The organism is Paenibacillus sp. Lou8.1 (assembly GCF_024213565.1).
Classification (GTDB): domain Bacteria; phylum Bacillota; class Bacilli; order Paenibacillales; family Paenibacillaceae; genus Paenibacillus; species Paenibacillus polymyxa_B.
Window position 1 is genome coordinate 76,160 of record NZ_JANAVN010000002.1, and the last position, 26,998, is coordinate 103,157.

The window sequence follows — 26,998 nt, forward strand, 5'->3', positions numbered from 1 at the left end:
TCTCACCCCGGTCTGTAGCAGGCGCGGGAGAGGGCTGTACGAAATGGCCCCGATCTACTCGGAAGCAGCAAAAGGCAGGATTTCTACCTCAGCCTGACGTTTGACCAGGTTGTGCATCAGCTGGATCAATTCAAAACGTGCCCGCTCCTCCTTGGCAGAGATGGCTGATACAGAATGCTTGCCATTGATAAATACGCTTGATTTCTTCATTAATAGACATATAAGTTAAAACATTCAATTATCATTTAGAAATTTAGGGGTTGGACACAGTGAAAGTGGATCAGGGCCAAATACAAGATTGGCGGACTGCTTGGCCTCCTCGATGACCTTCATGACCTTTTCACTATGTTCAAGCATATCCGAAACTTTTTCCAAATCGTTTTCTCGGATGATACGGTCAAATTTAACGAATTCGTCATACATTCGATGGGAATGATCTTTTAGATCCACCCGAATTGGCGTTTCCTTATTCGCAGTGTAATCAAAGCAGTCGCATATATTAGCTGAACTTGCCATGTGTATATAGCCCTTATTGCCTTGAATGTTCACGGCATTGGGGGCCGTACTATCTTTTGAACCGATGCAGACACACTTGAAATCACCGTAATCAAGCAGCAGCATACCTGAAGTATCAATTCCACGCTCCATGTTCGCCCAATACTCCACTTTCTTAGGGCTCCCGAAGAATCCAACAACAAAATGAATATTATATAAATTAATATCCATCAAAGCTCCACCAGACATTTCTGGATTAAACGCAGGCTGGATTATTCCCGCTTTGAAAGCTTCATACCGAGATGAGTATTGAGAATAGTTGCATTCAACGATTTTGATCTCACCCAGTTTAGGTAGATACTCCTTCATGGACAAATAATTTTTCAAATATTGATTTGTTATGGCTTCCACCAATACCAGTTTTCTTTGCTGAGCAATTTCTTTTAGCTCTAGGAATTCTTGCAAATTGGAAGTAAACGGCTTCTCACAAATGACATGTTTGCCACTCAATAATGCTTCTTTGGCATATGAATAATGAAGATGATTAGGCAGCCCGATATAAACAGTATCCACTTCACGATTCATCAGCATCTCGCTGTAATCCGAATAAATCTGAGAGATTCCATATCTATGTTGCCAATCCAGTAATTTTTCCTCATGACTAGGTCTAGAACAAATTGCCTTTAATAAAATAGTCGGGATATCCTGAATAAAGCTCAATAGATCCCCTACGATCATCCCTGCTCCGACAATTCCCAACTTCATTTTAGTTGCACTCCTCTATACCTTTTTCAAGTATTTCCATACAAATTATCGTCTCTTCGTCTTTAATCACTTTTTCTTTACCAAGTACGATCGACTGATAGATATCGTCATATACTCGAGCATAGTCTCCCTTTTCAGAAACGACTTTTTCTTCATGATACTCGCCTTTATCATCCAGATATGTTAAGATGCCGTAATGCTCGGGCTGATCGATGCCGAAATCGGAGTGTCCCTTAGGTAGATAGTATAATTTCAGATGCTCCTCCTGACGATCCTTCGTTTGCTTTATAAAAACGCCTTTTTTGCCGTATACAACAAAACCCGGCCGCTCTTTTAAGCGAAAAAAGCTGGATTTGATGGATACCTTGAGCGAGGGATAATAAAAATCCAGATCAAAGTAATCATTCATTCTCCCAGTACCCAGCAATTGACGAACATCATAATGGATTGTGTCCGGCTTCCCAAAATAGGAAAGAACCTGGTCAATGGTATGAACGCCATGTCCATATAGGTAACTGTTATATCTGGAAAAATGAGAAGTGGAGTTCGGGATCTCAGGGCGATAATAATCGTAATGCATCTCCATCTCCAGCAAATCTCCAAGCTTTCCTGATTCAATAACCTTCTGGGTAGTAAGGAAATCCGAATCGTAACGTCTATTCTGATAACATTGTATAACCAGATTTTTCTCTTTAGCATATTGGAAGATCGACACGGCTTCTTCTTTGGTTAACATAAAAGGTTTCTCAACAAGTACATTTTTCCCGTGGTCTAGCGCCATTTTCGCATAAGAGTAGTGGGATTCTACAGGTGTACAGATAACAATCAACTGAATCTCCTTATCGTTCATTAAAGATTCTATATTATCTGTATACAGCACTTCAGGGATTTTTTCCCACTCCCTTTTATCTAGATTACGGGCATATATCGTCTTCACTTTCAATTCAGCTCTGTTCAATGAAAAAGGAAGATGATAACGGTTCGTGCTTTTCCCATTTCCAATATAACCGATGGTAAGCATATTATTTCCCCCTTAGGCTCTTTTTCATTTATTATAAAAGAAGAACGTTGATCGTAAAGGATTCGCCACCAAAATGGTACATTCAACCGATTATTTTTAAAAATGGTTGTTTATTTTTAAACAAAATGTTTATTTCATATTATTTTTCGAACGTTTTATTCAATTGAGCCGGGGTGAACCTGTTGAAAATACTGATACAATTATCAGAAATGCAAAACTTTACACCAAACGAAAAAAGCATAGCATCCTATATTTTGCTTCATAAGGAAAGTATTCTGCACTTAAATATTCAGGAGCTTGCAAAGGCAACGTATACTTCGCATTCCGCAATTAATCGATTAACACATAAACTTGGGCTATCGGGCTTCAAGGAGTTTATAATCAAACTTGCTCGGGAGTTTCAGCAGAACACCCAGAACATTTCCAATGTAGACCCCAACTATCCCTTCGGTTATGATGAATCCCCACTTCAAGTGGCGAAAGAAATTGCAGAATTAATGAAAGAAACGATTGAAAAAAACTTTACATTCATGGATGATAATTCATTGTCACAAACAGCCCTATTGCTGGATCAAGCGAAAAGGATCTTTATATATGCGTTGGGCGATTCACAAATCCGTGCGAAAAGTTTCCAAAATAAATTGGTAAAAATAAACAAGTATGTGGTTATAGCTACGGAGCTGTCTGAATGGGCTTACCATACGGCTAATCTTACGACACAGGACTGCGCTGTGTTTTTAACTTACCACGGAAAGTCGCCGATTTTTTTAAAAGCAGCACGGCATTTCGCACATGAAAATATCCCTTTTATCACAATTACAGCAACCAATCAAAGTGAATTGGCCAAACTCAGTAATATCTGTATCCGGGTGCCTAATGACGAAGTAAAACATGCCAAGATTGGTACATTTTCGTCGCAAATTGCTTTTGACTATGTATTAAATGTGATCTATTCCTGTATCTATAAAATCGACTACTTGAAAAACATGCAAACCCTAACACAATCGTTGGAGAATTCGCATCTCAATGACATGATGAATGACGTATAAAATGAATATGCACTAAAACAAAAAGTCGCCAATATGGCGACTTTTTCAGTAAGTATATATATTGTTCTCCTCAGTCAAGGCTCAACTTTCATCTATTGCTTTTCGAATATCATAATCATTGATATCGATATCTACATTCATTCCAAGTGCCAACTTTGCCAGCTGATTTCCAATAAAGGGGCCCATGGTCAACCCGGATGCTCCAAGCCCATTTGCCGCTATAAGACCATCCCAGCCTGGAACAGCTCCGATCACCGGTAGAAAACCGGGTGTAAAAGGACGGAAACCAACTCTTACCTCCTGAAAAGTGCTGTTTGCTAAATCAGGGGCCAATTCTAAACCTTTATCCCAAATTTCCTGCATCCCCCCTGCTGTTACTCTCGTATCGTAACCTTCGATTTCATTTTCGTGAGTCGCCCCTATTACGATCTTCTGTTTATCAAAAGCCAGCAGATATTGATCAGAAGGAGGTATGACTACAGGCCAAGTGCCTGTGTCTTGCCTATTAGGAACCTGCAAATGCATAATTTGTGCTTTTTGATAACTAACCTTAAAATGAATGCCCAAAGGCAACAGTAGTTGATTTGCCCATGCACCTGCACAAACAATGACCTTGTCAGACGAGAAGCTTTGTGCACCGACCACTACTCCCGTTACATGGTCGGACTCATATTGAAGCGTAGCATTTCCTTGTATAAGGACCGCCCCGTTTTTTTGTGCTGATCGGACCAACGCATCCCGCAGCGCACGACCATCTATTCGGGCGGCACCGCTTATATGAACAGAATGATAACCTTCTACTAACAAAGGAAACCGTTTATGGGTTTCTTTTTCATTTAGCCGGGTAATTTCACCGATTTCCGGTGCATCCGCTTGTCGTAAGTGTGCCCGCGTCTCCATTTTTTTGATTTTCTCCAAATCATCATGAATACTGAGAGCCCCCACTTGAGCATAGCCAGTTTCTGTTTCTCCCTCGCTTTTGAGTTCTTCAATCAACCCAGGGTAAAAACGTGCTCCCGCTTTGGCTAGCTGGTACCAAGCCTGATTGCGTCGCTGTGATAGCCAGGGACAGATAATGCCAGCAGCGGCATCAGTAGCCTGTCCTTTATCTTTACGATCTACAATAATGACATTAGCACCCATTTTTGCTAGATGGTATGCTGTCGATGCCCCCAGAATTCCTGATCCGATTACGATGACCTTCTTCATGATTACATCCCTTTCCTACATCATTGTATCCATTATAGCGAATAGTGCATGAATGCATAAAGTTTGAAATTAATATTTTAAATCCTTATAAAGTTCTTAGAATTGATCTTTAAAGTAGTTGTCAGAACAAATGAAAAGGATGAACTGATATGGATAACATTATTTTACAGACTAAAAATCTCTGCAAAACCTTCGGACGCCAACAGGCGGTGAACAACGTCACACTGTCTATTCAGGAGAATTCCGTCTATGGACTACTTGGCCCAAATGGGGCTGGAAAATCAACCACCTTGAAAATGTTAACTGGTATGCTACGCCCAACATCCGGTGAGATTTTATTTCAAGGAAAACCCTGGTCCCGAAAAGATCTTGCTCAAATCGGAGCACTGATCGAATCCCCTCCACTCTATGAAAATTTGACAGCTAGAGAGAACCTCAAAGTTCGTACAACGTTGCTGGGTTTGCCTGATTCGCAGATTGATGAAGTGCTGAACATGGTTGATTTGACCCATACCGGGAAAAAACGCTCGGGCCAGTTCTCGATGGGTATGAAACAGCGGCTGGGCATTGCCATTGCTCTCCTCAATCATCCCAAGCTATTGATCTTAGATGAGCCAACCAACGGACTAGACCCCATTGGTATTCAGGAGCAACGCGAGTTGATTCGCTCCTTCCCGAAGCAAGGAATTACCGTAATTCTTTCCAGCCATATTTTATCTGAAGTCGAACAAATCGTTGACCATGTCGGTATCATTGCCGGCGGCGTATTAGCTTATCAAGAGGCGGTCACTCCAGGACAAAACCTGGAATCGTTGTTCATGCAGATTGCACAGGAATACCGAAAAGGGGATGAGTAGGATGCAGCAATATATAGCCGCCGAACATCTAAAATTAAAGCATACCTTCACAAAAAAGTTGGTCTGGCTTGCCCCCATCGCTACTCTTCTTCTGTGTACCGTACTCATGGGGGGACGTATGCTCCAAAGCGCCAGCTACAATTGGTGGTATTTCATGCTGCTGCCAGGTGCCCTCACCTTAATGTGCTCAGGAGTGATCCAAAAGGATGGCAAGAAGCTGAAATACCGTGCTGTCCTCGGCATGGCTGTAGATTTGGCTCAGGTATGGTACGGTAAAATCGGGGTTTGCGTAAGACTCTTAATAGTTTCCTTTATTGTCCTATTTATAGGGATAACTCTTGGCGGATTCGTATTCTCAACTTCTGTAACACTAGCAGGAAGCGTTGCTGCAACTCTAATCCTCTTCATCACCTTTTTGTGGCAAGTTCCACTTTGCCTGTTCCTGACGGACCGAATAGGCATGTTTGCCACTCTAATTATTAACATGCTGGGCAACGTATCTTGCACCATTTTGTTCGCTACGTCCTCTGTGTGGTGGGCGGTCCCTTATGCTATTCCAGCCCGATTAATGTGCGCCGTCATTAAAGTGCTACCTAATGGGCTTACCGTTCCTTCAGGAGATCCGCTTTTGGATAAAGGCGTGATTGTGCCCGGCCTAGTGATCACAATCTGCCTGTTTATAATTCTGTCGATACTGACGGCGATGTCCTTCCGCAAGCGGGAGGCTAAATAAGATGATTTCTTTTTTCCGCTATCTGAAATCCGATGTGCTTAAACTTAGAAGGCAGCCCTTACTGCTTGTGCAGCTGTTTGTGCCGCTTTTAGGCATAGCAATCTTTCTTGCCTACTATTCCTTTACTCCGTATTCACCGATTTCAAAGGTGGACGGCTATTTACAGGTCCTAGCCGTGGTTCTTCCTACCATGATTGGTATTGTCTGCTCCATTGCTGTTGAGCAGGAGGCAGTCGCTGGTAATTTCCAGCAGCTATTGATCTCGCCAGTGAAGCTGCTACCTTTCCTGAGCAAGATCAGCCTGCTCCTGATCTTGGGATTTGGCAGTGTGCTGCTTGCCTCCGGAGGCTTTGGGGCTGGCTATATATATCTTATGAGAGAGTCACCGTATGGCTTGAAGTTTTATGTGTTGGCTGCCTGCATTCTGTTTATGTCCAGTGTATTCCACTATTTTCTGCATTTTTTCATTAGTTTGCGGTTCGGCAAGGGAGCTTCCATCGGTCTAGGCATTATGGAGAGTCTATTGTCCGCTTTGCTTCTTACAGGGCTGGGTGATCATAATTGGATATTCATCCCCTCTGCTTGGGCTGCCCGGTTCATCACGATCTGGGTGCAATACGATATAAACTCAGCAGTATCTATTCCTGAAGCTATACGGCTTGATTCGGGAGTCAGCTATTGCGTAGTAGGGACCGTAGTCATCATGGTATTATTAGGATTATGGATTTGTCGTTGGGAAGGACACAATTCGTCGGAATAAAGACCAGAGTAAAGAAAGCAAGGGAAGTGAATTAAGCATGGCAAACTTGTTGGCCGTTGATGATGAACCCGCCGTTTTGGCACTCCTTCAAAATATTTTGCAGAAAGATGGCCATGTTGTCACGGTGGTCTCCGACTCCCCACAGGCTCTCACCATGCAGCTTGGAGCCTTTGACCTCATCCTGCTTGACGTGATGATGCCTACCATGGACGGGTTCACACTCTGTCGGAAAATTCGCAGCAAAATAGACTGCCCGATCCTGTTCCTCACCGCAAAATCCATGGAGAACGATGTGATGTTAGGGCTTGGGGAAGGGGCCGACGATTATATTGTCAAGCCGTTTGGTGCTGGAGAGTTGCGCGCAAGAATCAACGCCCATCTCAGACGGGAGAATCGTGAACGGCGTAATGTATTCTGCATCGGGGAAGTTCATTTCAATCTGTCCGGCAAGGAAATCACCGTTCAGAATGTTGTAGTCCCGTTTACCAAAAGCGAATATGAGATATGTAAGTTTCTAGCCCTGAACTGGGGACAGGTGTTCTCTAAAGAGCAGATTTACGAAGCTGTCTTCGGCTTGGATGGGGACAGCGATTCCGCCACCATCGTGGAGCATATTAAAAATATCCGAGCCAAGCTTGGCAAAGTAGAGGTTTCGCCAGTGGAGACGGTTTGGGGGATCGGGTACCGATGGAAGTAACCAAAGTACAGCAAGCACGCAAGACAACCAAACTACGAACCATTTTTCTGGGTTATTTAGTTATGTTCTGTATCGGGACGATTGCGCTCGCTCTGTTCCTGGTTCTCATCTTCTATGTCCTGATGTCTTGGGGGACCATTCTCCCCGCGAACTATGCTGAGAATCAGGTGCGGGAGGACAAGACAATCATTGAAGCTGGCAAGACCCTACAGCCGGATTCTCGGCAGAAACTGTATAAATACGCATCATTCACTTCGGAAGGCCGCCTCAATGAGGGAAACCTTTCTGAAAAGCAGGCTCAAACTGCTTGGAGTGTTACGCAGCAGAACGATACTGCTTATCAATTTCCCTATAACTATGTAAAAGTCTCACATAATGATAAAGTTACTGTGATGCGCTATTCTGTCTCGGCTCAGTTTGAACTTCCTATCCTGCGTCAATACCTGCCGAACGCGGAATTGTCCTTTTTTGCCGTGTTCTGTATCGCCTTTCTGGGGGAAGGTGCCTTGCTGGCTTCCTCCTTCGGACGAAAGCTGGCACGTAAGATGAGTGGGTTGCAGCAAGTCACCAAACAAATTCAAGCACAGGATCTGGACTTCTCAATCGAATTCAGTGGCGTGATGGAGATCGATCAGGTGCTGCATTCCATGGATAAAATGAAAGAAACTTTAAAGACTTCGCTTCAGAAACAGTGGAATCTGGAAAGATCTCGCCGCGAGCAAATATCCGCTCTAGCACACGATGTCAAAACACCACTCACTATCGTTCGTGGAAACGTAGAGCTACTGTCCGAGACCGATCAGTCCGAAGAGCAAAAGAACTATACGGATTATATATCGGAAAGCACCAGGCAGATGGAGCAGTATATTAAGACTCTTATTGAAATTTCAAAAGCGGAAACGCTAGTCACCCTGCGGGCGGAAACGATGGATGCTGACTTCTATTTAACGAAAGTGAAAGATCAGATAATGGCCTTGGCTGCTGTCAAAAAAATATCTGTAGCATTCGCTGCATATAACCTCCCTAAGACGCTGTATGCAGACCCAGTTCTACTTGAGCGAGCCATTATGAATGTTGCTTCTAATGCGGTAGATCAGGCGCCTGAATATAGCGAGATCCAGCTGACCGTAGAGTCTGTGGAAGACTGCATTCGGTTCAGCATCTTAGACGAAGGCCCAGGCTTCTCTCCAGAAGGCCTCAAACAGGCCGCCGAGCAGTTCTATATGGGTGACTCGTCCAGAAGAATAAATGGACATTACGGTATGGGTCTGTATATAACAAAATCCATTGTCAATCTACATGGCGGAAAGCTGATCATCACCAACTCCATCCAGACAGGCGGCGGACAGGTAAGCATTGAGATTCCGTCAGTTCATTAGCGACATAATGAGAAAATTACCGAAATAAATAATTTGCTCTTAAGCTTGTTCGATTCATAAGGCACACACCTCTTCTTCGTTTGTTATTGAAACAATTTAAAACGCTACTGACATATGAAGGTCAGTAGCGTTTTATCATTTTGCCATCGGAATGAAAACACTCCTCGCACAGACTCGCGATTATTATAAGGAACATGGGTTATTGGATTACTATATGTGCTGCTGAACGGATGATGCTATAATTTTGCTTTGTGCTCCTTGATCAAGTACGGAACCAAGAATAGACGACCCGATAGCCCCCGCCATAAAGCTTCCCATCATATAGATAATCATACCAACTCCGGTTTGGTTGCCACTTAATGTTCGAGAAATGGTGTTTGCCATTGTAATCGGTCGTCCTCTCCATTTTCCAGAACATAAGGGGCTACGCTTCTTGGATTATGGCTTCCAAAATGCTACAGGATATTCGTATTCACGAGAGTTGTAGCTTACTACTAGATACTAGTTGGAGCGTTCAAACGATCGCACTTGAAGTCGGGATTCATGATATGAAGTATTTCTATCGAATCTTCAAGGAACGATGTGGATTGACCCCGCATGAATTTCGTTTTAATGCCTGTTCGAATATACAGTAATATGTAGATCAGCATTTGACCTCGTGTTAACTCCATGTATTATAACGCATCCAGCCGTTGATCTAATTATTCCAGGTGCAACCAAGCCTGATCAAATCGAGTCCAATCTTCAAACTCTGGGTGTTCGACTAACAAGTGGCGAGCTTAAGCAACTCGATATTCTTTTCAATCAAAATAACTTGTTTACAGAGTAACAGATTGTCATTGTTCTACATACACTTCCTAATACACAGAAAGGATTCTAAAGTGGAAACTTTAGAACCCTTTCTTGCAGAAGTATTTATTTTGTAATCGTAATTTGTTTGGATGCAGTATTATAGTTCACCTGATACCCCGAAAGCTCGCTAATCACTCGTAATGGAACCAGCGTGTAGCCGTTAACAATAACCGGAGCTGTGATGTTCGTCGAATAACTCCGGGAGTTGTTCAACTCATACACGGCAAGGGTAGAATTCTTGACCTGAAGCACTACTTGTTTGCCGTCTGTAGGTCGAGTCAGAATGATCTTTTTGGTCGCTTTTTCATAATTCACCTCGTAACCTATCCGTTCACTGATAAAGCGCAGCGGGACCATCGTCGCCCCATTTATGATTCGCGGAGCCTGGGCCATCGTCGTAGCACGACCATCGACATAAGCTGATTTAGCTCCTGGTGTCAGGGTGAACGAAGTTGAATATGAGGAAACCGCATTGTTAGGGTAGGAGGACGTTGTACCAGAAGTTGTTGTTGTAGAACTCGTCCCGGATGATGAACTACTGGTACCAATTGCTCTATTGCGAATAGCTTCTAACCGATCCAGCAAATCACTTTTACGGGTTCCGCTCGGCAGATCACTGATTGCATCTCTGGCAGAACGCCAGTCGGAGGCATTCAGACTGTTTTCTGCAATTCGCATCAAATCTCTCGCCTTCTCATAGTTCGATGAACTAGATGACGAAGAAGAGTAGTAACCATCCGAATCCGTGCGTTCTGATATCTTTACACCGCTAGATTCTCTTCCATTACTATTGACAGTCACGACCTTAATCTCATACCAGCGTCCTTCTCGCAAATCCGTTATTTTATAGGACTCAGAGCTTGTAGTTCCCTCATAATCACCATCAACATATATCTTTACCTTGTCGGCTTTACTCGGCATATCGTAGGTGATTTTGATCCAGGTGTCGCTCTTACTATCTACTTCAAGATTGGACACTTCTGACGAATTGGAGGACGTACTGTCCGTTGTGGCAGTCAATCTCACACCAGAGGACAATGCACCTGTGCTTCGCTTGGACCTAATCGTGAACGTGTAGGTCTGGCTTGCCGAAAGATTGTTGAATGTATAGGATGATCCTGTTGAATCGGTTACCAGTTGCCCGTCCTTATACAGACTGACCGTACTAATTCCGCTAGGTTTTGTCCAGGAAACAGTTACGCTATAGTTATTAACTGATGTTACTGAAGCTCCTGTCACTTCGGGCACTGTATCAACGGTGAGCGCTGAGGTCGTAACCGGAATACTGATTCCTCCAGATATGTTGCCGGATTTGTCAATAGTCTTGACCAGTACTGTATAGTTTGTGGAAGCAATCAATCCACTGAATGAATAGGACGTCCCTGTAGTTCGCTGCACTTCCTTACCATTTAAATAGATGATCGCTTGGCTCAGGTCAGCATCTTTAGGCAATATGTAATTTACGGCAAAAGCGTTATATCCTACATTCGTAGCTGTCAGTCCGCTTACCTCTCCTGGAGGTGTCTTATCTACAGGGACATCAATGGAAGCCGTTTTGGCCTGTATTGGCGCACCTTTTGATTCATCTCCGCTCTTATTCACCGTCTTCACTTGAAAGGTATAGTTCGTATTCGGCTGTAAACCGCTCAACATATAAGAGTTACTTCTGATATTATCTACATACACATCGTTAGTGACACCAATCACTTTTACGTGGTCAAAATTAATGTCCGACGGATTGGTCCAGAACAAATTTACTTTTGTTGTTTCTGTAGGAACCGCTGTCAGATTGCTTACCTCTCCCGGCGCGCTACTCGCAGTAACCATTTGGCTCGACATTACTTTTAGCATTTGGTTAAGATAGGTGTTCTGACCGTAGGTTTTTGTTAACGTAGTCACTTTCGTGCCTGAAGTAACAGGCACATGACGGCCTTGAGCGGTTGCTAATTTGGTATGTAACTGTGCTGTATTCAGGCCTGTCAGATTTGAGTTATGCCTTTCAGTCGACAACGCGCTAGCCACTGCATCGGGTGCCAAAATGCCATATCCCGTATTCAAAATCAGTGTAGCCGTTGCGAACGGAGCCATCCATTGACGCAAACGTTTTTTATTCATAATCTATGCTCTCCTTGATACCAGTATGGAAATTTTATTTGTCAAAACTAATAAGTCAAGCTTACAAACCCTTCTGCTGCAATCCAGCTTTTAAAATTCACACTAAAATGTACAGACATTCATTTAACTGTTATCGGAATTTCCATACAAAATGTTTAGGCTTCACACTAGCATTTTTACAGATAGGGGTCGCGCAAACAATATATGCTAAGCCTTCGAACTACACCAGCTTAGTGTTTTTTCTTACTCCAAGCCATCTTTCTAAGCCCCATTGTTTGTTTCAACAATTTAAACGAAATAACGATTATCGTTTCCGAGCACGCTAAGCTGTGGGACGTTGGAAGCAACGAAATGAAGCATTGGTGGGAGATACTTCAATCATGTGAAAGCTCTGACATAACCTTTGGATTCAGCTATAAATATTCGATATATCGTAACTTTCTACCGTTTAATAACATTGCATTATAGGATATATTAAATTTTAAGCAATAGGAGAAGGAGGTGTATTATGTTCAAAAATGCCTTTAAGATGTTTGGTGTTATTGGTAATATTGAAGCGATTTCATATCTGCTGCTTGTGTGTATCGCTATGCCACTTAAATACGCAGCTGGAATGCCACAAATGGTAAGCTGGGTGGGTATGATCCATGGGGTACTGTTCGTGGCCTATGTTGTAGCGACTGTGGTCATGCTGATTCTGCGAAAAATAACGCTATTGCAAAGTCTTGCAGCCTTGATTGCATCGCTGTTGCCGTTTGGTCCTTTCATTTTTGATCGTAAGGTGCTTAAGAAAGCCGAAGCACGTGCCAGTCATACCAGCCCGATAAAAGCTACATAAGCATGTACAAGGGAAAGTGCCAACACAATAACGTTGCTTTTTCTTCCCACTCATGCAGCAGTATACAAAAACAACCGATGGCTCTAAACCACTCGGTTGTTTTTGTATACGCGAATTGTAAATTGTTACTTTCCCACGCAGTAAGGGAGACTCTAACTTTGTCATTCTTTTCTTCCCTATCTGCTATATTTATGTAATCACAACAACTAATCTCTCGGGTAATTTACACTCATAATATCCATAAAAGGAACTTTATCCGTTTCTCCATTACTCTCTACATGAACCTTTCCTGTTCTCGGGTCCATTTTAACAATTTGTCCACGGGTTGTTTCTTCGCGTCCCCATACGGTCAATACAACTTCGGATTGCTCTCGTTGTGCTTCTACAAGCTGATTCCCGATTTCCTCCAGTACAAATTCATCCCGAGTAGGCCGTTTGGGTACCTTCGCTTTTGCCACCTGCTATCACCCTTCCTTCGTGCAAAATCAAAATCAAATTCATTCTATTTTACCATACTTTTCATCATTTGGTGCTGGTAATGTGAGTAAAATTACGTCTCAGAGCCACAAAAAAGCCGAGTTCTCAAAACCGAAAACATCGGCTTTTTAAAGTTGCTTGTTGGAGCTCATTAGGAGCGATTGAAAATCGAAGAGACAGGATTATTTGACCAACTGTGGAATGTAATCCACGATATTATAAATAGGAGCACTGCTCTGTTGCGTAACGGCCAAAATCAATGCACCTTCGAGCATCGAAATAATAAGTACCGCCAGACTGTGTGCCTTTTCCTCTTCCCAGCCCGAATCCTGAAGGCGCTCCATATAGATGTGCTGCCAATCTGTAAACGTATTCACACAGGCATGACGTAGCGATTCACTAATACAGGAAGTTTCCGCAGCAGCCCAGAACCCAATCGGCATGAAGTCGTTAAAGCCGGTACGGTCTGCCTCCTCAGCTGTATTACGAATAAAATCCTGAATGGCTAGTACTGGATTATCATTCCCGTTCAGTGTCTGTTTTAATTTTTGCTTTATAAACTCATTCCCTCTTCTTATGCACTCCAAAGCCAATTCTTCTTTACCACGCGGAAAATAATAATAAAGTGACCCTTTCGGTGATCCACTCTCCGCAAGAATCTGATTCAGTCCGGTCGCGTGATACCCCTGATGAAAAAAGAGCTTCGATGCGGTTTGTACGATATTCTCGTATGATTCGGGTTTAGCAGCCATATACAGCATCCTTCATTATATAGTAGTTATAACTTATACTTTGACAAAAAAATAACAACATGTTTATTATATATAGACCGATCGTTATAATTCAACACCATTAATTTATTGGAGGAACAAAAACAACATGAATACAATGAGTCAATCGAGTTCACCCTCTGAACCCAAAACGTTCAAGGTGCTACCTATTATGATTGCCCTGCTCCTTAGCGGCTTTATTGGGATGTTCAGTGAAACGGCACTTAACATTGCACTGAATGATTTGATGCAGATTTTGCATATTACAACTGCAACAGCCCAATGGTTGACTACCGCTTATCTGCTTACACTCGGTATTTTAGTACCTGTATCGGGATTGCTGATTCAAACCTTTACGACAAGACAGCTGTTTGTGACATCGTTGCTGTTTTCAATAGCTGGTTGTCTCGTTGCTGCACTTGCACCTACTTTTTCAGTGCTATTGATCGCACGTATTCTTCAGGCCATTGGTACAGCGTTGTTATTGCCGTTGATGTTTAACACCATCTTGATCATTTTCCCGGCTGAAAAGAGAGGCGCGGCTATGGGGATCATCGGATTGGTAATTATGTTTGCACCTGCCGTGGGACCTACCATTGCAGGACTGGTACTGCAAAATCTGTCTTGGCACTGGATCTTCTGGATTTCCCTTCCGTTCTTGGTTCTCTCGCTGATTTGCGGTATTTTATTTATGCAAAACGTTTCAGAAACGACCAAGCCTAAAATTGATCTTTTATCTATCCTCCTGTCTTCCATTGGCTTCGGCGGTGTTGTGTTTGGTTTCAGTAAATCCGGAGAAGGTGGCGAAGGTTGGGCTAGCCTGATGGTTCTGCTTCCTGTGATTGTCGGTCTGGTATCGTTGATACTGTTCTCTGTACGTCAGTTGAAGATGAAGCAGCCTATGTTGAACTTGCGTGTGTTTAAATATCCTATGTTCGTGATCGGCGTTATTATGGTGTTCTTATGTATGATGACGATCCTTTCTACGATGCTGATTCTTCCACTCTTTTTGCAAAAAGGGCTGGCTTTGTCTGCTCTAACAGCAGGTTTGGTACTTCTGCCTGGTGGGATTATCAACGGTCTCTTGTCTCCCATTATGGGCTCCCTATTCGATAAATTCGGTCCCAAATGGCTTGTCATTCCAGGGCTTGTGATCGTGGCTGCTGTTTTATTTTTCCTGTCTGGCATTACAACAACATCAACTCTCGTACTCATTATTGTGCTTCATAGTTGCTTGATGATCGGCATTTCCATGATTATGATGCCAGCTCAGACAAACGGACTTAACCAGCTCCCTATGGATTTATACCCAGACGGAACGGCCATTATGAGCACGCTCCAACAAGTTGCTGGTGCTATCGGTACAGCCGTAGCGGTAAGTATTCTCTCGAAAGGCATGGACAGCTATTTGAGCCAATCCAGTATGCCTGAATCCGTAAATGAAATGGCCAATGCCATGGCAATCGGATCACAAAATTCATTTTTCTTTGCGATGATCATCAGTGTGATCGGGTTGATCCTTGCGTTTTTCATCCGCAGAGTTCATGTTGAACATGGCACTGCCAAAGCACCCATGCATTAATTCATAAATTTTTAGCCATTCCAAATTAAACATATCTAAATATACTTAAAGGCTGCTAACCATCTCACTATTGGTTATGCAGCCTTTTTTTCATATGAATTTACATACACATTCATCAATTACATATTTACAAAGCTCCTTCATTTGGTTACGATATGGTTTATAAATTAAAGCGTAAAAATTACGATTAATATTAAGGAGGACTCCCTGTTGTTTAAGCGTTCGTATTTTAAACTATTTATACCTACGGTAATGGCGGTGATGATGGCAGCCTGCGCTTCATCTCCGTCAGCTTCACCCTCTCCATCTCCTGCACCACAAGATAAAAGTGTCACCTTATTGTTTAACGTGCAAAGCCCTTCTATAGACCCTCATTCAGATGTAAATTACACAGCTGTTCGTGCTGGAGTAAGTGAAACACTGATCAAAGTGAACAAGGATCTTAAGCTGGAAGCTTGGCTTGCAGAGAAATGGGACAGCAAGGACGGACAGCACTGGACCTTCAACATCCGACCAGGTGTGAACTTCCACAGCGGTAAAGCCGTCAATGCCGCTGCTGTCAAAGCCTCTTTGGAAAGAGCGCTAAAGCTCAATCCATCGGTCAAAAATGCGCTGCATATCCGTGATATTCATGCGGATAGACAAATTTTGAACATTACGACAGACAAGCCTTTCCCAGAATTTGTGTCTGAGCTGGTTCATCCGAATACGGCTATTATAGACACCACAGCTACAGGTGACCTCCCATCAGGGACGGGACCGTTCAAGGTTGCCAGCTTCCGTGCTGGAAGTGAACTGAATTTAGATCGCAATGAACAATATTGGAACGGTGAAGTAAAGTTGAAACATGCCAAATTCATGTTTAACGAAGACGCCAATGCGCGTCAGCTTGCTTTTCAAGCCAAAACAGCTGATATTGTGTATCGCCCGCCAATTGAAAGCTTGGAGCTATTGAAAGCTGATTCTACTGTTAAGGTAGACTCGCTTCCTAGTTTGCGAACGCATCAACTGATTTACAATATGAACAATAACGATCTGAAAAAGACGGCTGTGCGTAAAGCATTCGATAACCTGATCAACCGGGATGAGATTGCCAGTGGTATCATGTCTGGTCAGGGAACCCCTGCTCAAGGCCCGTTCTTGTCCGACTTTCCTTTTTCACCGAAATATATTACGAAACAGTTTGATTTGAATGCTGCACGAGAAGGCTTCAAGCAAGCTGGATATACAGTGCAGAACGGAAAAGTTGCGAACCCCGACGGCAAGCCGCTTCATCTTACATTGCTAACTTACCAGTCGAGAGCGGAGCTTCCACTCATTTCCCAGCTGATTCAGGCTAACGCTAAAGAACTTGGCATTACGATTGATATCCGTCAGGTTGATAATATTGACGAATATCTCGCCGCACATCAGGATTGGGATTTAGCGACTTATAGTAGTATTACAGCCCCGCGCGGCGATGCAAGCTATTTTCTGAATGCGGCTTACATGCCTGAAGGAGCGCTGAATTATGGGCGTGTGCATGTACCAGAACTCACGGGTATGATTTCACAGCTGAACACAACCGTGAATGAGGAACAACGCAACAAGCTGGCGCTGAAGGCTGTCACGCTGATTGACCAAGAAAATCTGCAATCCTTTCTGGTCCATCCTAACAACGTAGTGGCCTATCGCGATTACGTACATAACTGGGTAACTAGCCAAAGTGAATACTACTTGCTGACCCAGGACCTGGATGTGAATTAGCATGTTCAAATCCATCGCCAAAAAGTTTCTTGAACTGGTTTTGTTCTTTCTTATTCTTTCCTTTGTGAGCTTCTGTCTGCTTAAGCTTGTTCCAGGCGATCCCGTCCGGAGCATTCTCCGAGTCGATGATGTAGCTGTGTCCAATCAGCAAATTATGGATATGCGCAGCCAACTGGGGCTGGATCAACCATTACCTGTGCAATATGGGAAGTGGTTGATTCAGTTGCTTCAGTTTGATTTTGGACAATCTTATTTAACCCATCGTCCGGTATTCACAGAGTTTATGGAGAAACTGCCTTATACACTTCTGCTGACCGGAGCCTCCCTGTTCATTATGCTGCTGATAGCTCTCCCGCTCGGAACGATGGCAGCGCTCTACCGTAACCGTTGGATTGACAGAGCCAGTCGTGTGTTTGCCTTAATCGGCTCCTCGATTCCCAGCTTTTGGCTGGGGCTTTTGTTTATCGAATGGTTTGCAGTTAAATTGCGCATTTTGCCGTCTATGGGTGAAGGAACCGCTTTTCATTTGGTACTCCCTTCTCTTACCTTGGGATTGGCAATGGCGGCCGTTTATGTACGAATGATCCGCGCAAGTCTGATTGAAAGCTCGGGGCAAGACTTTATCAAAGCGGCGCAAGCCCGTGGAATCAGCCCCATCCGCATTTTTTTTAGACACATGCTCCGTCACAGTCTAGTTCCACTCATTACGGTATTCAGTGAGAGTATAGGCAGCCTACTGGGAGGCACAGTCGTGATTGAAGTGCTATTTGCCTATCCGGGGCTGGGCAAATGGATTGTGGATGCCATCGCTGCAAGGGATTACCCCATTATTCAGGGCTATACCGTATTTATGGCTGCATTCATTGTATGTATCAATATTTTGGTAGAGCTGTCCTACCGTTGGGTCAATCCTGAAATCGCTTTGAAGGAGAAACGTTTATCATGATAAAATCCGTACATGCGGAAAACAGGCAGCTCACTAGAACACGATTGTCCAAAACATGGATCGTGTCGCTCTCCATCCTGCTCATTCTTGCAGCAATTACAGTCGTTCCGTTTCTTGCTCCGCAAGATCCGTATCGTATCCAGATGGGGAATCGACTACAATCAATCAGCGCTACACACTGGCTGGGAACGGATCATTTGGGCAGAGATGTACTATCGAGAGTGATAGCTGGACTTCGGACGACTGTCGGAACCAGTTTATTGATTTTGGCCGTTTCGCTGGTTGTCGGGGTCCCTCTTGGTCTGCTTTCAGGATTTATTGGAGGCTGGATGGATCGTGTATTCAAGCGGGTGGTCGATGCCTTCATGACATTACCTGATTATATTTTTGCCATTGTACTGAGCGGTTTGCTCGGACCAGGCTTAGTAAATCTTATTTTCGCGGTGACTGCGGTAAAATGGGTTGGTTATGCACGTCTGGTGCGTAGTACCGTTCTGGCAGAAAAGCAAAAGGATTACATTTCGTTATCCATACTGGCGGGTACCTCCTCCCTGCGGATTGTCATGCGGCATATTCTCCCCCATGCAATTGGGAATGTTCTTGTGTTGGCTACGCTGGATATCGGCAAAATCATTTTAATGATTGCCTCCCTATCTTTTTTGGGCTTAGGTCCACAGCCGCCAATTCCCGAATGGGGTACTATGTTGAATGAAGGACGAGCGTATTTTCAAATGGCTCCCCACCTGATGCTGGTTCCAGGGATAGCTGTCGTGCTAACAGTGCTACTGGCGAACGTATTGGGAGACAAACTGCGCGACCGTTATGATGTTAAAACCCGGACAGAGGAGTGAGCTGTACATGCTGAGTATTGAAGGCTTAACGATTCGGACAAATGTAAAAACGATTGTAGAGCAACTGGAGCTTGCCATTCGTCCGGGGGAATGGTGTGCTCTAGCCGGCGAAAGCGGTAGCGGCAAAAGCATGACGGCGTTCGCTATCGGCGGCCTTCTCCCCTCTTCTGTTACAGCGGAAGGAATCATTGCGTGGAAGGACAATAATTTGCTAGCCCTATCCGCTAAACAACGACGTTCTTTGCTGGGTAGTGAAATATCTTACATTTTTCAAGACTACCACGGGGCTTTCACCCCCTTTCTGCGTGTAGGCAGCCAACTGGACGAGCTGATGTGCGCCCATGGCAAACAAGATCGCAAGGCGCGCAAACAGCACTGTATCGAGGTGCTGGAGCGCGTACAGCTTCCCGCCGAGCGTGTGTACCGCAGCTATCCGTTCCAGCTCAGCGGCGGTCAATTGCAACGGGCAGCTATTGCGGCTGCACTACTGCTGGAGCCGAAGTTGCTTATTGCCGACGAGCCTACAACAGCGCTGGATACGCTCACAGCTCATCGGGTGCTCCAACTCATTGACCAAATCCGGACGGAGACGGGTATTTCCGTCTTGTGGATCACTCACGACCTGCGTCATGTACGCAAGTATGCAGATCGAATCGCAGTGATGTGCGAAGGTTCACTGGTTGAAATAGGTGACACGCAAGCGGTGCTGAACCATCCGGACCACCCGTATACTCGTCGTCTACTGGCGGCTATTCCGCCGCTGTCTCCGGGCGCTCCAGCACGTTTACCTTACAACAGCACTGAAGAACAGAACGCAATGGAAAGGAGCGCTTTACATGGATAACCAAGCCACCTGCGCTCAGCGGCAAGACACTTCTAATCCTGTCGTGACCGTCTCCGGTTTGACGAAGGCTTACGCTGGAGGCAAAACGGTGCTGCAAGATGTTGCTCTGACGATCTCCCCCCGAGAATGTCTGGGCATCGTCGGGGAAAGCGGCAGTGGGAAAAGTACACTCGCTCGCTGTATTTTGACATTGGACCCATTTGATCAAGGTGAGCTTAGACTGGATGGACAGTCTATCCGAGGGCTAAAGCGGAGCGAATTAAAACGGATTCGCAGCAGGCTGGGTGCAGTATTTCAACATCCATCTGCGGCTTTGAACCCCAGACTAACCATCCTGCACTCCCTGCTGGAGCCACTGGACCAGCTTAAGTACTATGTTCCTTCCTTTATGGCGGGTATGTCCTCAGAACGTCGGGATATAGCAGAACATTTGCTTGATATGGTAAAGCTTCCAGCCAGCTATCTGGACAAGTTTCCACATCAGCTCAGCGGTGGGGAAAAGCAGCGTGTAACCATCGCACGTGCCATCAGCACAGAGCCGGATTTTATCGTATTGGACGAGCCAACGGCTAGTTTGGATGTGACTACACAAGCTACCGTTTTAAATCTGCTCAAGGATTTGCAGGATGAGCTAGGACTGGCTTATCTGTTTATCTCACATGATCTGGCGGCTGTGCACTTTATGAGTGATCGAATCATGGTCATGAAAGAAGGCAGTGTGGTTGAGCATTTTCCCAAAGAAGCATTATTTCATTCGGATCGCCATCCTTATACACAATCATTACTGGAGGTTTTTTCAACATGTTGCCTTCCCACCGAGCCTATCTTGCTTTAGCTATCCCTTTAATTATTTCGACGATTACAACCCCGCTGCTCGGTGCGGTGGATACAGCTGTAATCGGTCATTTGAGCCATTCCGCGTATTTAGGCGGTGTAGCGGTGGGCACTCTTATTTTCAATACTTTATATTGGCTGTTTGGCTTCCTGCGAGTCAGCACATCAGCTTTCACGGCACAAGCCGCGGGGGCACAAAATAACGACCAGAGCATAGCTGCTCTCATGCGCCCACTGGCCATTGCTCTACTCATTGGTGCGGTATTCATTGTGTTACAAAAGCCAATTCTGCTAGCTTCTCTTCAGCTAATCCATCCGGCTCAGGATGTAGCGGCGCAGGCAGCAATTTATTTTAACATTCGTATTTGGGGAGCCCCTCTTACATTGGTGAACTATGTGCTGCTTGGCTGGCTGATGGGATTATCCCGTGTGAAGGCTACATTATTTTTGCAAATTTCAATGAACGTAATCAATATGGTATTAGCTATTGTATTTACACAGATGATGCATTGGAATGTCACTGGTGTAGCAAGCGCTACTCTGATTGCAGAAATTCTTGCGTGTGTATTGGGTCTGGTGCTGGTGTTCCGCTCATCGATTTGGAGAGAATGGAAGCAAAGCGGACAGATGAATTGGCGAGGTTGGTTTGGAGCTTCAGAGTTGAAAAATGTCATGGCAACAAACCTTGATCTCATGATTCGCACAGCCTGTCTGCTGACAATGTTTAATCTGTTTACGGCGCGCAGTGCGAGCTTTGGAACCGATCAGTTGGCGGCGAACGCTATTTTGTTGCAGATCCATTATATTATGGCTTACTTTTTTGATGGGTTCGCCAACGCCAGTAGCATTATGACGGGTCAGGCTAGGGGTGCCGGGGATCGTAAAATGCTGCAAAGGGTTATTCACTTGTCCTGGTTCTGGACACTGGTGACCAGCATAGTGACGGGAGGATTGTATTTCGCACTGAAAGAGCCGCTTATCTCGCTATTTACGGATAATGCCACAGTGATTAGTCTTACAGGCCCTTATAATGGATGGCTTGTGGTCTTTCCGCTGGCAGCCGGGCTGGGACTGGTATTCTACGGTGTGTTTACGGGGATGACGGTAACGTATCCGATCCGTAATTCGATGCTGATCTCATTGCTCTGCTTTTTGATCGCTCTCTTCTGGTGCGTTCCCCATTATGGGAATCACGGACTTTGGCTATCCTTTATCGTATTTGCACTAGGACGGTCACTGTTTCTTGTAATCTATTTACCTCGCTTGCAGAGGATATAGCAGCACCTGATTTACATCGCTCTAAAAAACAAAGGATGTCCCATCCACCATGTACGTGGTGTTGGGACATCCTTTTATTATTTATTCATACGGCTTTCAGGTTAGAGTTTGCAGATACCTCTACTCGCCTTGAGGAACGGTCAAGCCCAAACCTTCGGCTACACGACGTCCATATTCAGGATCAGCTTTATAAAAATGTCCGATCTGACGCAGTTTGATTTCATCACTTTCTACCGGCTTCATCGCATTTACGATGTTTCGGACCAGACGTGCACGCTCTTCTTCACTGAGCAAGCGGTACAGGTCGCCCGGCTGTGTGTAGTGATCGTGATGATCGTAGGCTACACTTTGCGCTTCGCCAGACACTTCAAAAGGAGCAATTTTGTGCGCAGGTGATTCTTTGGGTCCACCGAGACTATTAGGCTCGTAATAAACAGATCCTCCGCCATTGCTGTCACTGCGTAATGCACCATCGCGTTGGTAGTTGTGTACTTCTGCATGCGGACGGTTGATCGGCAACGAATTATGATTTGCACCTACACGGTAGCGATGTGCGTCGCCGTAGGCAAACAGGCGTCCTTGCAGCATTTTATCCGGGGATGCTTCAATCCCAGGAACAAATGAACCCGGAGAGAATGTCGCCTGCTCTACCTCAGCAAAGTAGTTCTCAGGATTACGATTCAGCACCATGCGGCCAACCTCAATCAGCGGATAATCCTTTTGAGACCATACTTTTGTCACATCAAATGGATCAAAGCGGTACGTATCTGCATCTTCTACAGGCATAATCTGCACATGAAGTTTCCATGCAGGAAAATCACCTTTTTTGATGGCATTAAACAAATCTTCTGTATGATAATCCGGATTTTCACCGGCAATTTTCGCAGCCAATTCCACATCAAGATTTTGCACACCTTGCTCTGTTTTAAAATGATATTTCACCCATACTGCCTGTCCTTCGGCGTTGACCCACTTGAACGTGTGACTACCGAAACCATGCATATGTCTAAGTGTAGCTGGAATACCGCGGTCAGACATAAGGATACTTACCTGATGCAGCGATTCAGGAGATAAGGACCAGAAATCCCAGACCGCATTCGGGTTTTTCAGATGGGTTTGGGGATGACGTTTTTGCGTATGAATAAAGTCAGGAAATTTAATGGCATCCCGAATAAAAAACACAGGTGTATTATTGCCCACGAGATCATAGTTGCCTTCTTCTGTATAAAACTTCACCGCAAAACCACGTGGATCGCGTACAGTATCGGACGAGCCCAGCTCACCCGCCACAGTAGAAAAACGGATAAACATCGGTGTACGTTTGCCCACTTCAGACAAGAAGCTTGCTTTTGTATATGCAGACAAATCATTAGTGACTTCAAAATATCCGTGCGCCCCTGCACCTTTTGCATGAACGACACGTTCCGGCACACGCTCCCGGTTAAAATGCGCCAGCTTCTCCAGCAGATGCACATCCTGAATTAGTGTGGGACCCCGTGAGCCTGCTGTGATCGAATTTTGATTATCTCCAACAGGAGCGCCCCAGCTTGTAGTCAGGTTCGTTGGTTGGTTACTCATGATTGACATCACCTCTTGAATGAATTGGTTGTTGGTTGACTATGTGCCTTTCACTATAAATTGTGCACAAACAAAAATCAATACTTTTTTATAATTATTATAATCTAGGATTTAGAATTAGTTTAAAATCATAAATAAAAAAGCAAGCCCCATAAGGCTTGCCGTATATGCAGTACTGTATTTATTTACCAATATATATGTTTCATTTTTACTTTCTATAATGATTACTTTGATCACTTCTCGAAGTTTTGCCATTGAGGCTTTCAGACAATATTCATGTAGAATTCATCATAAAATCATAATAGCAGCTGCTTCCTATCAAGAAAATCCAAGATATCCTGAACCGACTGGATTACCTCTCGACCTTCAGTAGATACGATTAGATCAGGTTCCAGCGGTGCTTCATAGGGAGCATCAACCCCCGTAAAATGATGAATTTCTCCGGCACGCGCTTTCTTGTACATTCCTTTTGGATCGCGTCGCTCACATTCCTCCAGGCTGCACTGTATATAAATCTCATAGCAACCTTCCTGCTGTAAAATCTCCTTTACCATTTCACGATCTTCACGATAAGGGGAAATGGTGGCGCAAATCGTTAAAACACCCGCATGCGCCATTAGCTTTGCAACTTCAGCAATACGGCGGATATTTTCTTTACGGTCAGCGGGCAGGAAACCTAGATTCTGATTTAAACCGTGCCGAACATTATCTCCATCCAAAATAAACGTGTGTATGCCTCGTGCGTATAACGCTTTTTCAAGTGTGGAAGATACCGTTGATTTTCCCGAACCAGACAGCCCTGTAAACCAAAGCACCGGACTTTTATGGCCATTCAAAAGCTGACGCGCTTGCTTATCAATATCGGACACATGCCAGGTTATATTCGAAGATGGATTCATTCAGCACCTTCCTTTTTCATGAGATATTATAGTAAAACAGTTTTTATGCACTGCCTTCACTTCAAGAAAGAACATTTTTAAAGTTATTTAAAGTATGTTGGTCTGCTTTGTGATCCAACACTGCAAAAACAATCCGGTCAAACAGCAAACCATATCCCTCATCTACAAGCACTTGCTTGAACCAGAGGGCAACCTCTTCTGGCTTATTGCGAAATACCCCGCAACCATAGGCTCCCAGCACAAAATGTTCTACGCCGTTTTGCTTAGCCATTCCAAGAACGTAACGGATCCGCTCCAGCATCACTTCCCCAATCCGATTCACCTGCTCTGGCTCCCGTTCTCGCACAACTCCAGCATTTACAGCAGGTGCGGTCAGGAAGTCGACTTGATATGGCTTCTCCAACAATGTTCCCTGATCATCCCGAAATACCGGAACTTCAGGCGAATAAATCATATAATCTGAATAAAAACAGCTCCGCAGCTTCCGATTATGTCCATACATCTCTTCCATTTGTGAAATGCAAGGATATAACGCTGACGAACGAGCCAAGCTTTCTTCTTGAGCCTGGCTGCCTCCGAGAAATCCACCTCCCGGGTTTTTAGCTGATGCAAAATTCAAACACGCCACGTGGGTCAGCTTCTCCTCTACCTGGAGTCTGTATGCCGCCTGTAACGTGCTTTCTCCTGTAATTCCCAATTTTGCAATAATCGTCTGTTCTTCTATGCGGGAAGAAGGCCCCAATATACTTTTTATTCTTTGCTCTGTTTCTTGCTTTACAGCTACCAGTTGAGAAGGTGTATATAACTTCGAGCCTGTGACCGCATTTCCTATCTCTTTTGTCATATTTACTTGAACCTGTTTGATATTCGTGTAATATCCATTCTCCAAAATGGATAGTGTCTCCTGCGCCATATGTGATCGTGCATCCCGGCTACTCCGGGAATTCATTGTATTTTTCATGATGACTATACCTCCTTTTGCAATACATCCTCACGTAAATTCGTCAATATTTCTCCTAGCCAGTTCGTGCCACGCCATAGCTTGCGGTTCCGTATACGAGCATCGCTCTCAGCTAAGCCTACACCCCAAATGGTGTCGGTCGGACTAGCCTCAACCAGAGTGGTTCCTTTCGTTTTAAGCAGGTGCTTGAGCAAATTCGGATTTTGGGTGAACTTGGCGTAATTACCGTCATACACAAATTGCCGGCAATTGGCCTCCCACAAGGATTGGTCAAATCCGCGCACACTGCGGCCACGGGCTTTTTGCTCCCTTGGGGTGGGTGCTTGCATAATTTTCAGGGCCGCCTCTTCATCCCCAAAAAGCTGTGCTTTTTTCAACATCATATATTGCTCGGCACAGTTAAACTCCAATCCATCCACGACAAAATCAGAAGGATACCATTGCGAAAATGGCGAATGACTGCGATAAAAAAGTGTAAACTTTTCCATGAAGATTCCTCATTTCATATTCCTTATGCTACATAAAACGCGACCGAGGCTTAAATCGGTATAACTTGGACGGACGATGTCCGGCTGCCTTTCTGTACTCATTGGTTTCTTCCACGAGATCAGCTATTTTACGACGAAAAGCTGCGGCCAACAGCTCCTTACCTAGAATAATTTCATACACCTGCTGAAGCTCACTCAGTGTAAATAGAGCTGGCATCAGGTGAAATGCGATATCTGTGTATTCTATTTTGCTGCGCAGACGCTCTATACCGTACGCAATAATTTTGGCATGATCAAAAGCAATTCCTTGTGACTCCAGCACCTCTCGCTTGATTTCAATGGTTCTTCCCTTAAGAATTTCAGTTATTTTTACTTTGGCTGATAGATGGATGTCCCCATGCTTCAATGTGATATCAATGTCTTGTTCCCATGTGTAACCTTCCGGCTGCTTCGTCCGCGTTTCCTGAGCTACGCTGTAATCCAGCTCAAACCACTGGGCATCATCGGCATCATCCCCCGCCTGTACCTCCAAGGAATCGTGATCCACCAATGCCATGTAAGCGCAGCTGATTACCCGCATACGAGGATCACGTGCCACATCTCCCCAAGTATATAGCTGCTCCATATAAATCTGATCCACATTCGTTTCCGTTTTAAGCTCGCGTCGTGCAGCCTCTTCCAGACTTTCATCTATACCTACAAAACCACCCGGCAACGCCCATTGCCCTATATAGGGATGCTCCCCTCTTTGGATCAAAAGAAGCTGAAGGGTCTTCTCCGGCAGCTTCCGGTAATTTTGTTGGAGCTGATCCATTACCGTAAATAGCAGCATATCTACCGTTACGGATGGGCGCTCATATTCATTCGCATCATACAGGGCCAAGAACTCCTCTTCCGTCAAGCCACTGTGATTATGTTTCGATCCATCTGTCACTTGCCTCACCTACCTGTTCATATATGGGTCATTTGTCGCT

The 26,998-nt window shown here is 44.5% G+C and carries 28 protein-coding genes; 15 read left to right on the forward strand and 13 right to left on the reverse strand.

The window, feature by feature from the left end:
• Positions 1 to 54: 54 nt before the first annotated feature.
• The 3 genes from NLX78_RS03130 to NLX78_RS03140 are packed head-to-tail and all read right to left on the reverse strand — an operon-like array spanning position 55 to position 2,281.
• On the reverse strand, positions 55 to 210 hold the full coding sequence (locus NLX78_RS03130; protein ID WP_254349582.1) for a hypothetical protein: 156 nt from the start codon (positions 208 to 210) through the stop codon (positions 55 to 57).
• 24 nt (positions 211 to 234) lie between these two features.
• Entirely contained in the window at positions 235 to 1,260 is a 1,026-nt protein-coding gene (locus tag NLX78_RS03135) for a Gfo/Idh/MocA family protein (protein ID WP_254349583.1), read from the reverse strand.
• 1 nt (position 1,261) lies between these two features.
• Positions 1,262 to 2,281 (reverse strand): Gfo/Idh/MocA family oxidoreductase, encoded by a 1,020-nt coding sequence (locus NLX78_RS03140; protein WP_254349584.1) that lies wholly within the window; start codon positions 2,279 to 2,281, stop codon positions 1,262 to 1,264.
• A 182-nt stretch (positions 2,282 to 2,463) separates the two neighbouring features.
• Here NLX78_RS03140 and NLX78_RS03145 point away from each other — a divergent pair, with 182 nt between their 5' ends.
• Complete coding sequence (locus tag NLX78_RS03145; RefSeq protein ID WP_250261270.1) at positions 2,464 to 3,330, forward strand: MurR/RpiR family transcriptional regulator; 867 nt, start codon at positions 2,464 to 2,466, stop codon at positions 3,328 to 3,330.
• Between the two features lie 81 nt (positions 3,331 to 3,411).
• Here NLX78_RS03145 and NLX78_RS03150 read toward each other — a convergent pair whose 3' ends face one another.
• Positions 3,412 to 4,539, reverse strand: coding sequence for an NAD(P)/FAD-dependent oxidoreductase (locus NLX78_RS03150; RefSeq protein ID WP_254349585.1), 1,128 nt, complete (start codon positions 4,537 to 4,539; stop codon positions 3,412 to 3,414).
• A gap of 149 nt (positions 4,540 to 4,688) precedes the next feature.
• Here NLX78_RS03150 and NLX78_RS03155 point away from each other — a divergent pair, with 149 nt between their 5' ends.
• From NLX78_RS03155 to NLX78_RS03175, 5 genes are read left to right on the forward strand one after another with little or no spacing between them, the layout of a single operon-like run.
• Complete coding sequence (locus NLX78_RS03155; protein WP_069289620.1) at positions 4,689 to 5,396, forward strand: lantibiotic protection ABC transporter ATP-binding protein; 708 nt, start codon at positions 4,689 to 4,691, stop codon at positions 5,394 to 5,396.
• Between the two features lies 1 nt (position 5,397).
• Positions 5,398 to 6,129 carry a lantibiotic immunity ABC transporter MutE/EpiE family permease subunit gene (locus NLX78_RS03160; protein WP_250261268.1) on the forward strand — a complete coding sequence of 244 codons (732 nt, stop codon included), beginning with the start codon at positions 5,398 to 5,400 and terminating at the stop codon, positions 6,127 to 6,129.
• Between the two features lies 1 nt (position 6,130).
• Positions 6,131 to 6,889 (forward strand): lantibiotic immunity ABC transporter MutG family permease subunit, encoded by a 759-nt coding sequence (locus tag NLX78_RS03165; protein ID WP_250261267.1) that lies wholly within the window; start codon positions 6,131 to 6,133, stop codon positions 6,887 to 6,889.
• A 37-nt stretch (positions 6,890 to 6,926) separates the two neighbouring features.
• On the forward strand, positions 6,927 to 7,586 hold the full coding sequence (locus NLX78_RS03170) for a response regulator transcription factor (protein WP_254349586.1): 660 nt from the start codon (positions 6,927 to 6,929) through the stop codon (positions 7,584 to 7,586).
• A complete protein-coding gene (locus NLX78_RS03175; RefSeq protein WP_254349587.1) occupies positions 7,577 to 8,965 on the forward strand; it encodes a HAMP domain-containing sensor histidine kinase in 1,389 nt (462 codons plus the stop codon). The genes NLX78_RS03170 and NLX78_RS03175 overlap by 10 nt, the downstream gene beginning before the upstream one ends.
• A gap of 210 nt (positions 8,966 to 9,175) precedes the next feature.
• On the opposite strand, the gene NLX78_RS03180 is transcribed toward NLX78_RS03175, so the two are convergent.
• Positions 9,176 to 9,349: a hypothetical protein gene (locus tag NLX78_RS03180; protein ID WP_254349588.1), complete on the reverse strand. Its 174-nt coding sequence runs from the start codon at positions 9,347 to 9,349 to the stop codon at positions 9,176 to 9,178.
• A 68-nt stretch (positions 9,350 to 9,417) separates the two neighbouring features.
• Here NLX78_RS03180 and NLX78_RS03185 point away from each other — a divergent pair, with 68 nt between their 5' ends.
• Positions 9,418 to 9,600 (forward strand): helix-turn-helix domain-containing protein, encoded by a 183-nt coding sequence (locus NLX78_RS03185; protein ID WP_254325568.1) that lies wholly within the window; start codon positions 9,418 to 9,420, stop codon positions 9,598 to 9,600.
• A gap of 280 nt (positions 9,601 to 9,880) precedes the next feature.
• Here NLX78_RS03185 and NLX78_RS03190 read toward each other — a convergent pair whose 3' ends face one another.
• On the reverse strand, positions 9,881 to 11,932 hold the full coding sequence (locus tag NLX78_RS03190; RefSeq protein WP_254349589.1) for a fibronectin type III domain-containing protein: 2,052 nt from the start codon (positions 11,930 to 11,932) through the stop codon (positions 9,881 to 9,883).
• Positions 11,933 to 12,440: 508 nt separating this feature from the next.
• Here NLX78_RS03190 and NLX78_RS03195 point away from each other — a divergent pair.
• Positions 12,441 to 12,770, forward strand: coding sequence for a DUF3817 domain-containing protein (locus NLX78_RS03195; RefSeq protein ID WP_061828314.1), 330 nt, complete (start codon positions 12,441 to 12,443; stop codon positions 12,768 to 12,770).
• 206 nt (positions 12,771 to 12,976) lie between these two features.
• On the opposite strand, the gene NLX78_RS03200 is transcribed toward NLX78_RS03195, so the two are convergent.
• Both NLX78_RS03200 and NLX78_RS03205 read right to left on the reverse strand, forming a co-directional pair.
• Positions 12,977 to 13,228 (reverse strand): YolD-like family protein, encoded by a 252-nt coding sequence (locus NLX78_RS03200; protein WP_061828313.1) that lies wholly within the window; start codon positions 13,226 to 13,228, stop codon positions 12,977 to 12,979.
• Positions 13,229 to 13,429: 201 nt separating this feature from the next.
• Positions 13,430 to 13,999, reverse strand: coding sequence for a TetR/AcrR family transcriptional regulator (locus tag NLX78_RS03205; protein WP_061828312.1), 570 nt, complete (start codon positions 13,997 to 13,999; stop codon positions 13,430 to 13,432).
• Between the two features lie 136 nt (positions 14,000 to 14,135).
• On the opposite strand from NLX78_RS03205, the gene NLX78_RS03210 reads away from it, so the two are divergent.
• The 7 genes from NLX78_RS03210 to NLX78_RS03240 all read left to right on the forward strand — a co-directional run bounded on the left by NLX78_RS03210 (position 14,136) and on the right by NLX78_RS03240 (position 22,098).
• Positions 14,136 to 15,599, forward strand: coding sequence for a DHA2 family efflux MFS transporter permease subunit (locus tag NLX78_RS03210; protein WP_069291982.1), 1,464 nt, complete (start codon positions 14,136 to 14,138; stop codon positions 15,597 to 15,599).
• 210 nt (positions 15,600 to 15,809) lie between these two features.
• A complete protein-coding gene (gene nikA, locus NLX78_RS03215) occupies positions 15,810 to 17,345 on the forward strand; it encodes a nickel ABC transporter substrate-binding protein (protein WP_254349590.1) in 1,536 nt (511 codons plus the stop codon).
• 1 nt (position 17,346) lies between these two features.
• Positions 17,347 to 18,291 carry a nickel ABC transporter permease gene (gene nikB, locus NLX78_RS03220; RefSeq protein WP_254349591.1) on the forward strand — a complete coding sequence of 315 codons (945 nt, stop codon included), beginning with the start codon at positions 17,347 to 17,349 and terminating at the stop codon, positions 18,289 to 18,291.
• A complete protein-coding gene (gene nikC / locus NLX78_RS03225; protein WP_254349592.1) occupies positions 18,288 to 19,142 on the forward strand; it encodes a nickel transporter permease in 855 nt (284 codons plus the stop codon). Before nikB ends, nikC begins: the two co-directional genes overlap by 4 nt.
• A 7-nt stretch (positions 19,143 to 19,149) precedes the next feature.
• Entirely contained in the window at positions 19,150 to 19,986 is an 837-nt protein-coding gene (locus tag NLX78_RS03230) for an ATP-binding cassette domain-containing protein (RefSeq protein ID WP_254349593.1), read from the forward strand.
• Entirely contained in the window at positions 19,979 to 20,821 is an 843-nt protein-coding gene (locus NLX78_RS03235; RefSeq protein WP_235309744.1) for an ABC transporter ATP-binding protein, read from the forward strand. Before NLX78_RS03230 ends, NLX78_RS03235 begins: the two co-directional genes overlap by 8 nt.
• Positions 20,788 to 22,098, forward strand: coding sequence for an MATE family efflux transporter (locus tag NLX78_RS03240; RefSeq protein WP_254349594.1), 1,311 nt, complete (start codon positions 20,788 to 20,790; stop codon positions 22,096 to 22,098). The genes NLX78_RS03235 and NLX78_RS03240 overlap by 34 nt, the downstream gene beginning before the upstream one ends.
• A 120-nt stretch (positions 22,099 to 22,218) precedes the next feature.
• Here the strand turns inward: NLX78_RS03240 and katA are convergent, their stop codons facing one another.
• The 5 genes from katA to NLX78_RS03265 all read right to left on the reverse strand — a co-directional run bounded on the left by katA (position 22,219) and on the right by NLX78_RS03265 (position 26,958).
• Complete coding sequence (katA, locus tag NLX78_RS03245; protein WP_254349595.1) at positions 22,219 to 23,676, reverse strand: catalase KatA; 1,458 nt, start codon at positions 23,674 to 23,676, stop codon at positions 22,219 to 22,221.
• A gap of 296 nt (positions 23,677 to 23,972) precedes the next feature.
• Positions 23,973 to 24,575 (reverse strand): adenylyl-sulfate kinase, encoded by a 603-nt coding sequence (gene cysC, locus NLX78_RS03250; RefSeq protein ID WP_254349596.1) that lies wholly within the window; start codon positions 24,573 to 24,575, stop codon positions 23,973 to 23,975.
• 61 nt (positions 24,576 to 24,636) lie between these two features.
• Entirely contained in the window at positions 24,637 to 25,536 is a 900-nt protein-coding gene (locus NLX78_RS03255) for a TIGR02452 family protein (RefSeq protein ID WP_254349597.1), read from the reverse strand.
• 5 nt (positions 25,537 to 25,541) lie between these two features.
• Positions 25,542 to 26,024 (reverse strand): riboflavin biosynthesis intermediates N-glycosidase, encoded by a 483-nt coding sequence (locus tag NLX78_RS03260; protein ID WP_061828303.1) that lies wholly within the window; start codon positions 26,022 to 26,024, stop codon positions 25,542 to 25,544.
• A 28-nt stretch (positions 26,025 to 26,052) separates the two neighbouring features.
• Positions 26,053 to 26,958 (reverse strand): NUDIX hydrolase, encoded by a 906-nt coding sequence (locus tag NLX78_RS03265; protein ID WP_061828302.1) that lies wholly within the window; start codon positions 26,956 to 26,958, stop codon positions 26,053 to 26,055.
• Positions 26,959 to 26,998: the final 40 nt, after the last annotated feature.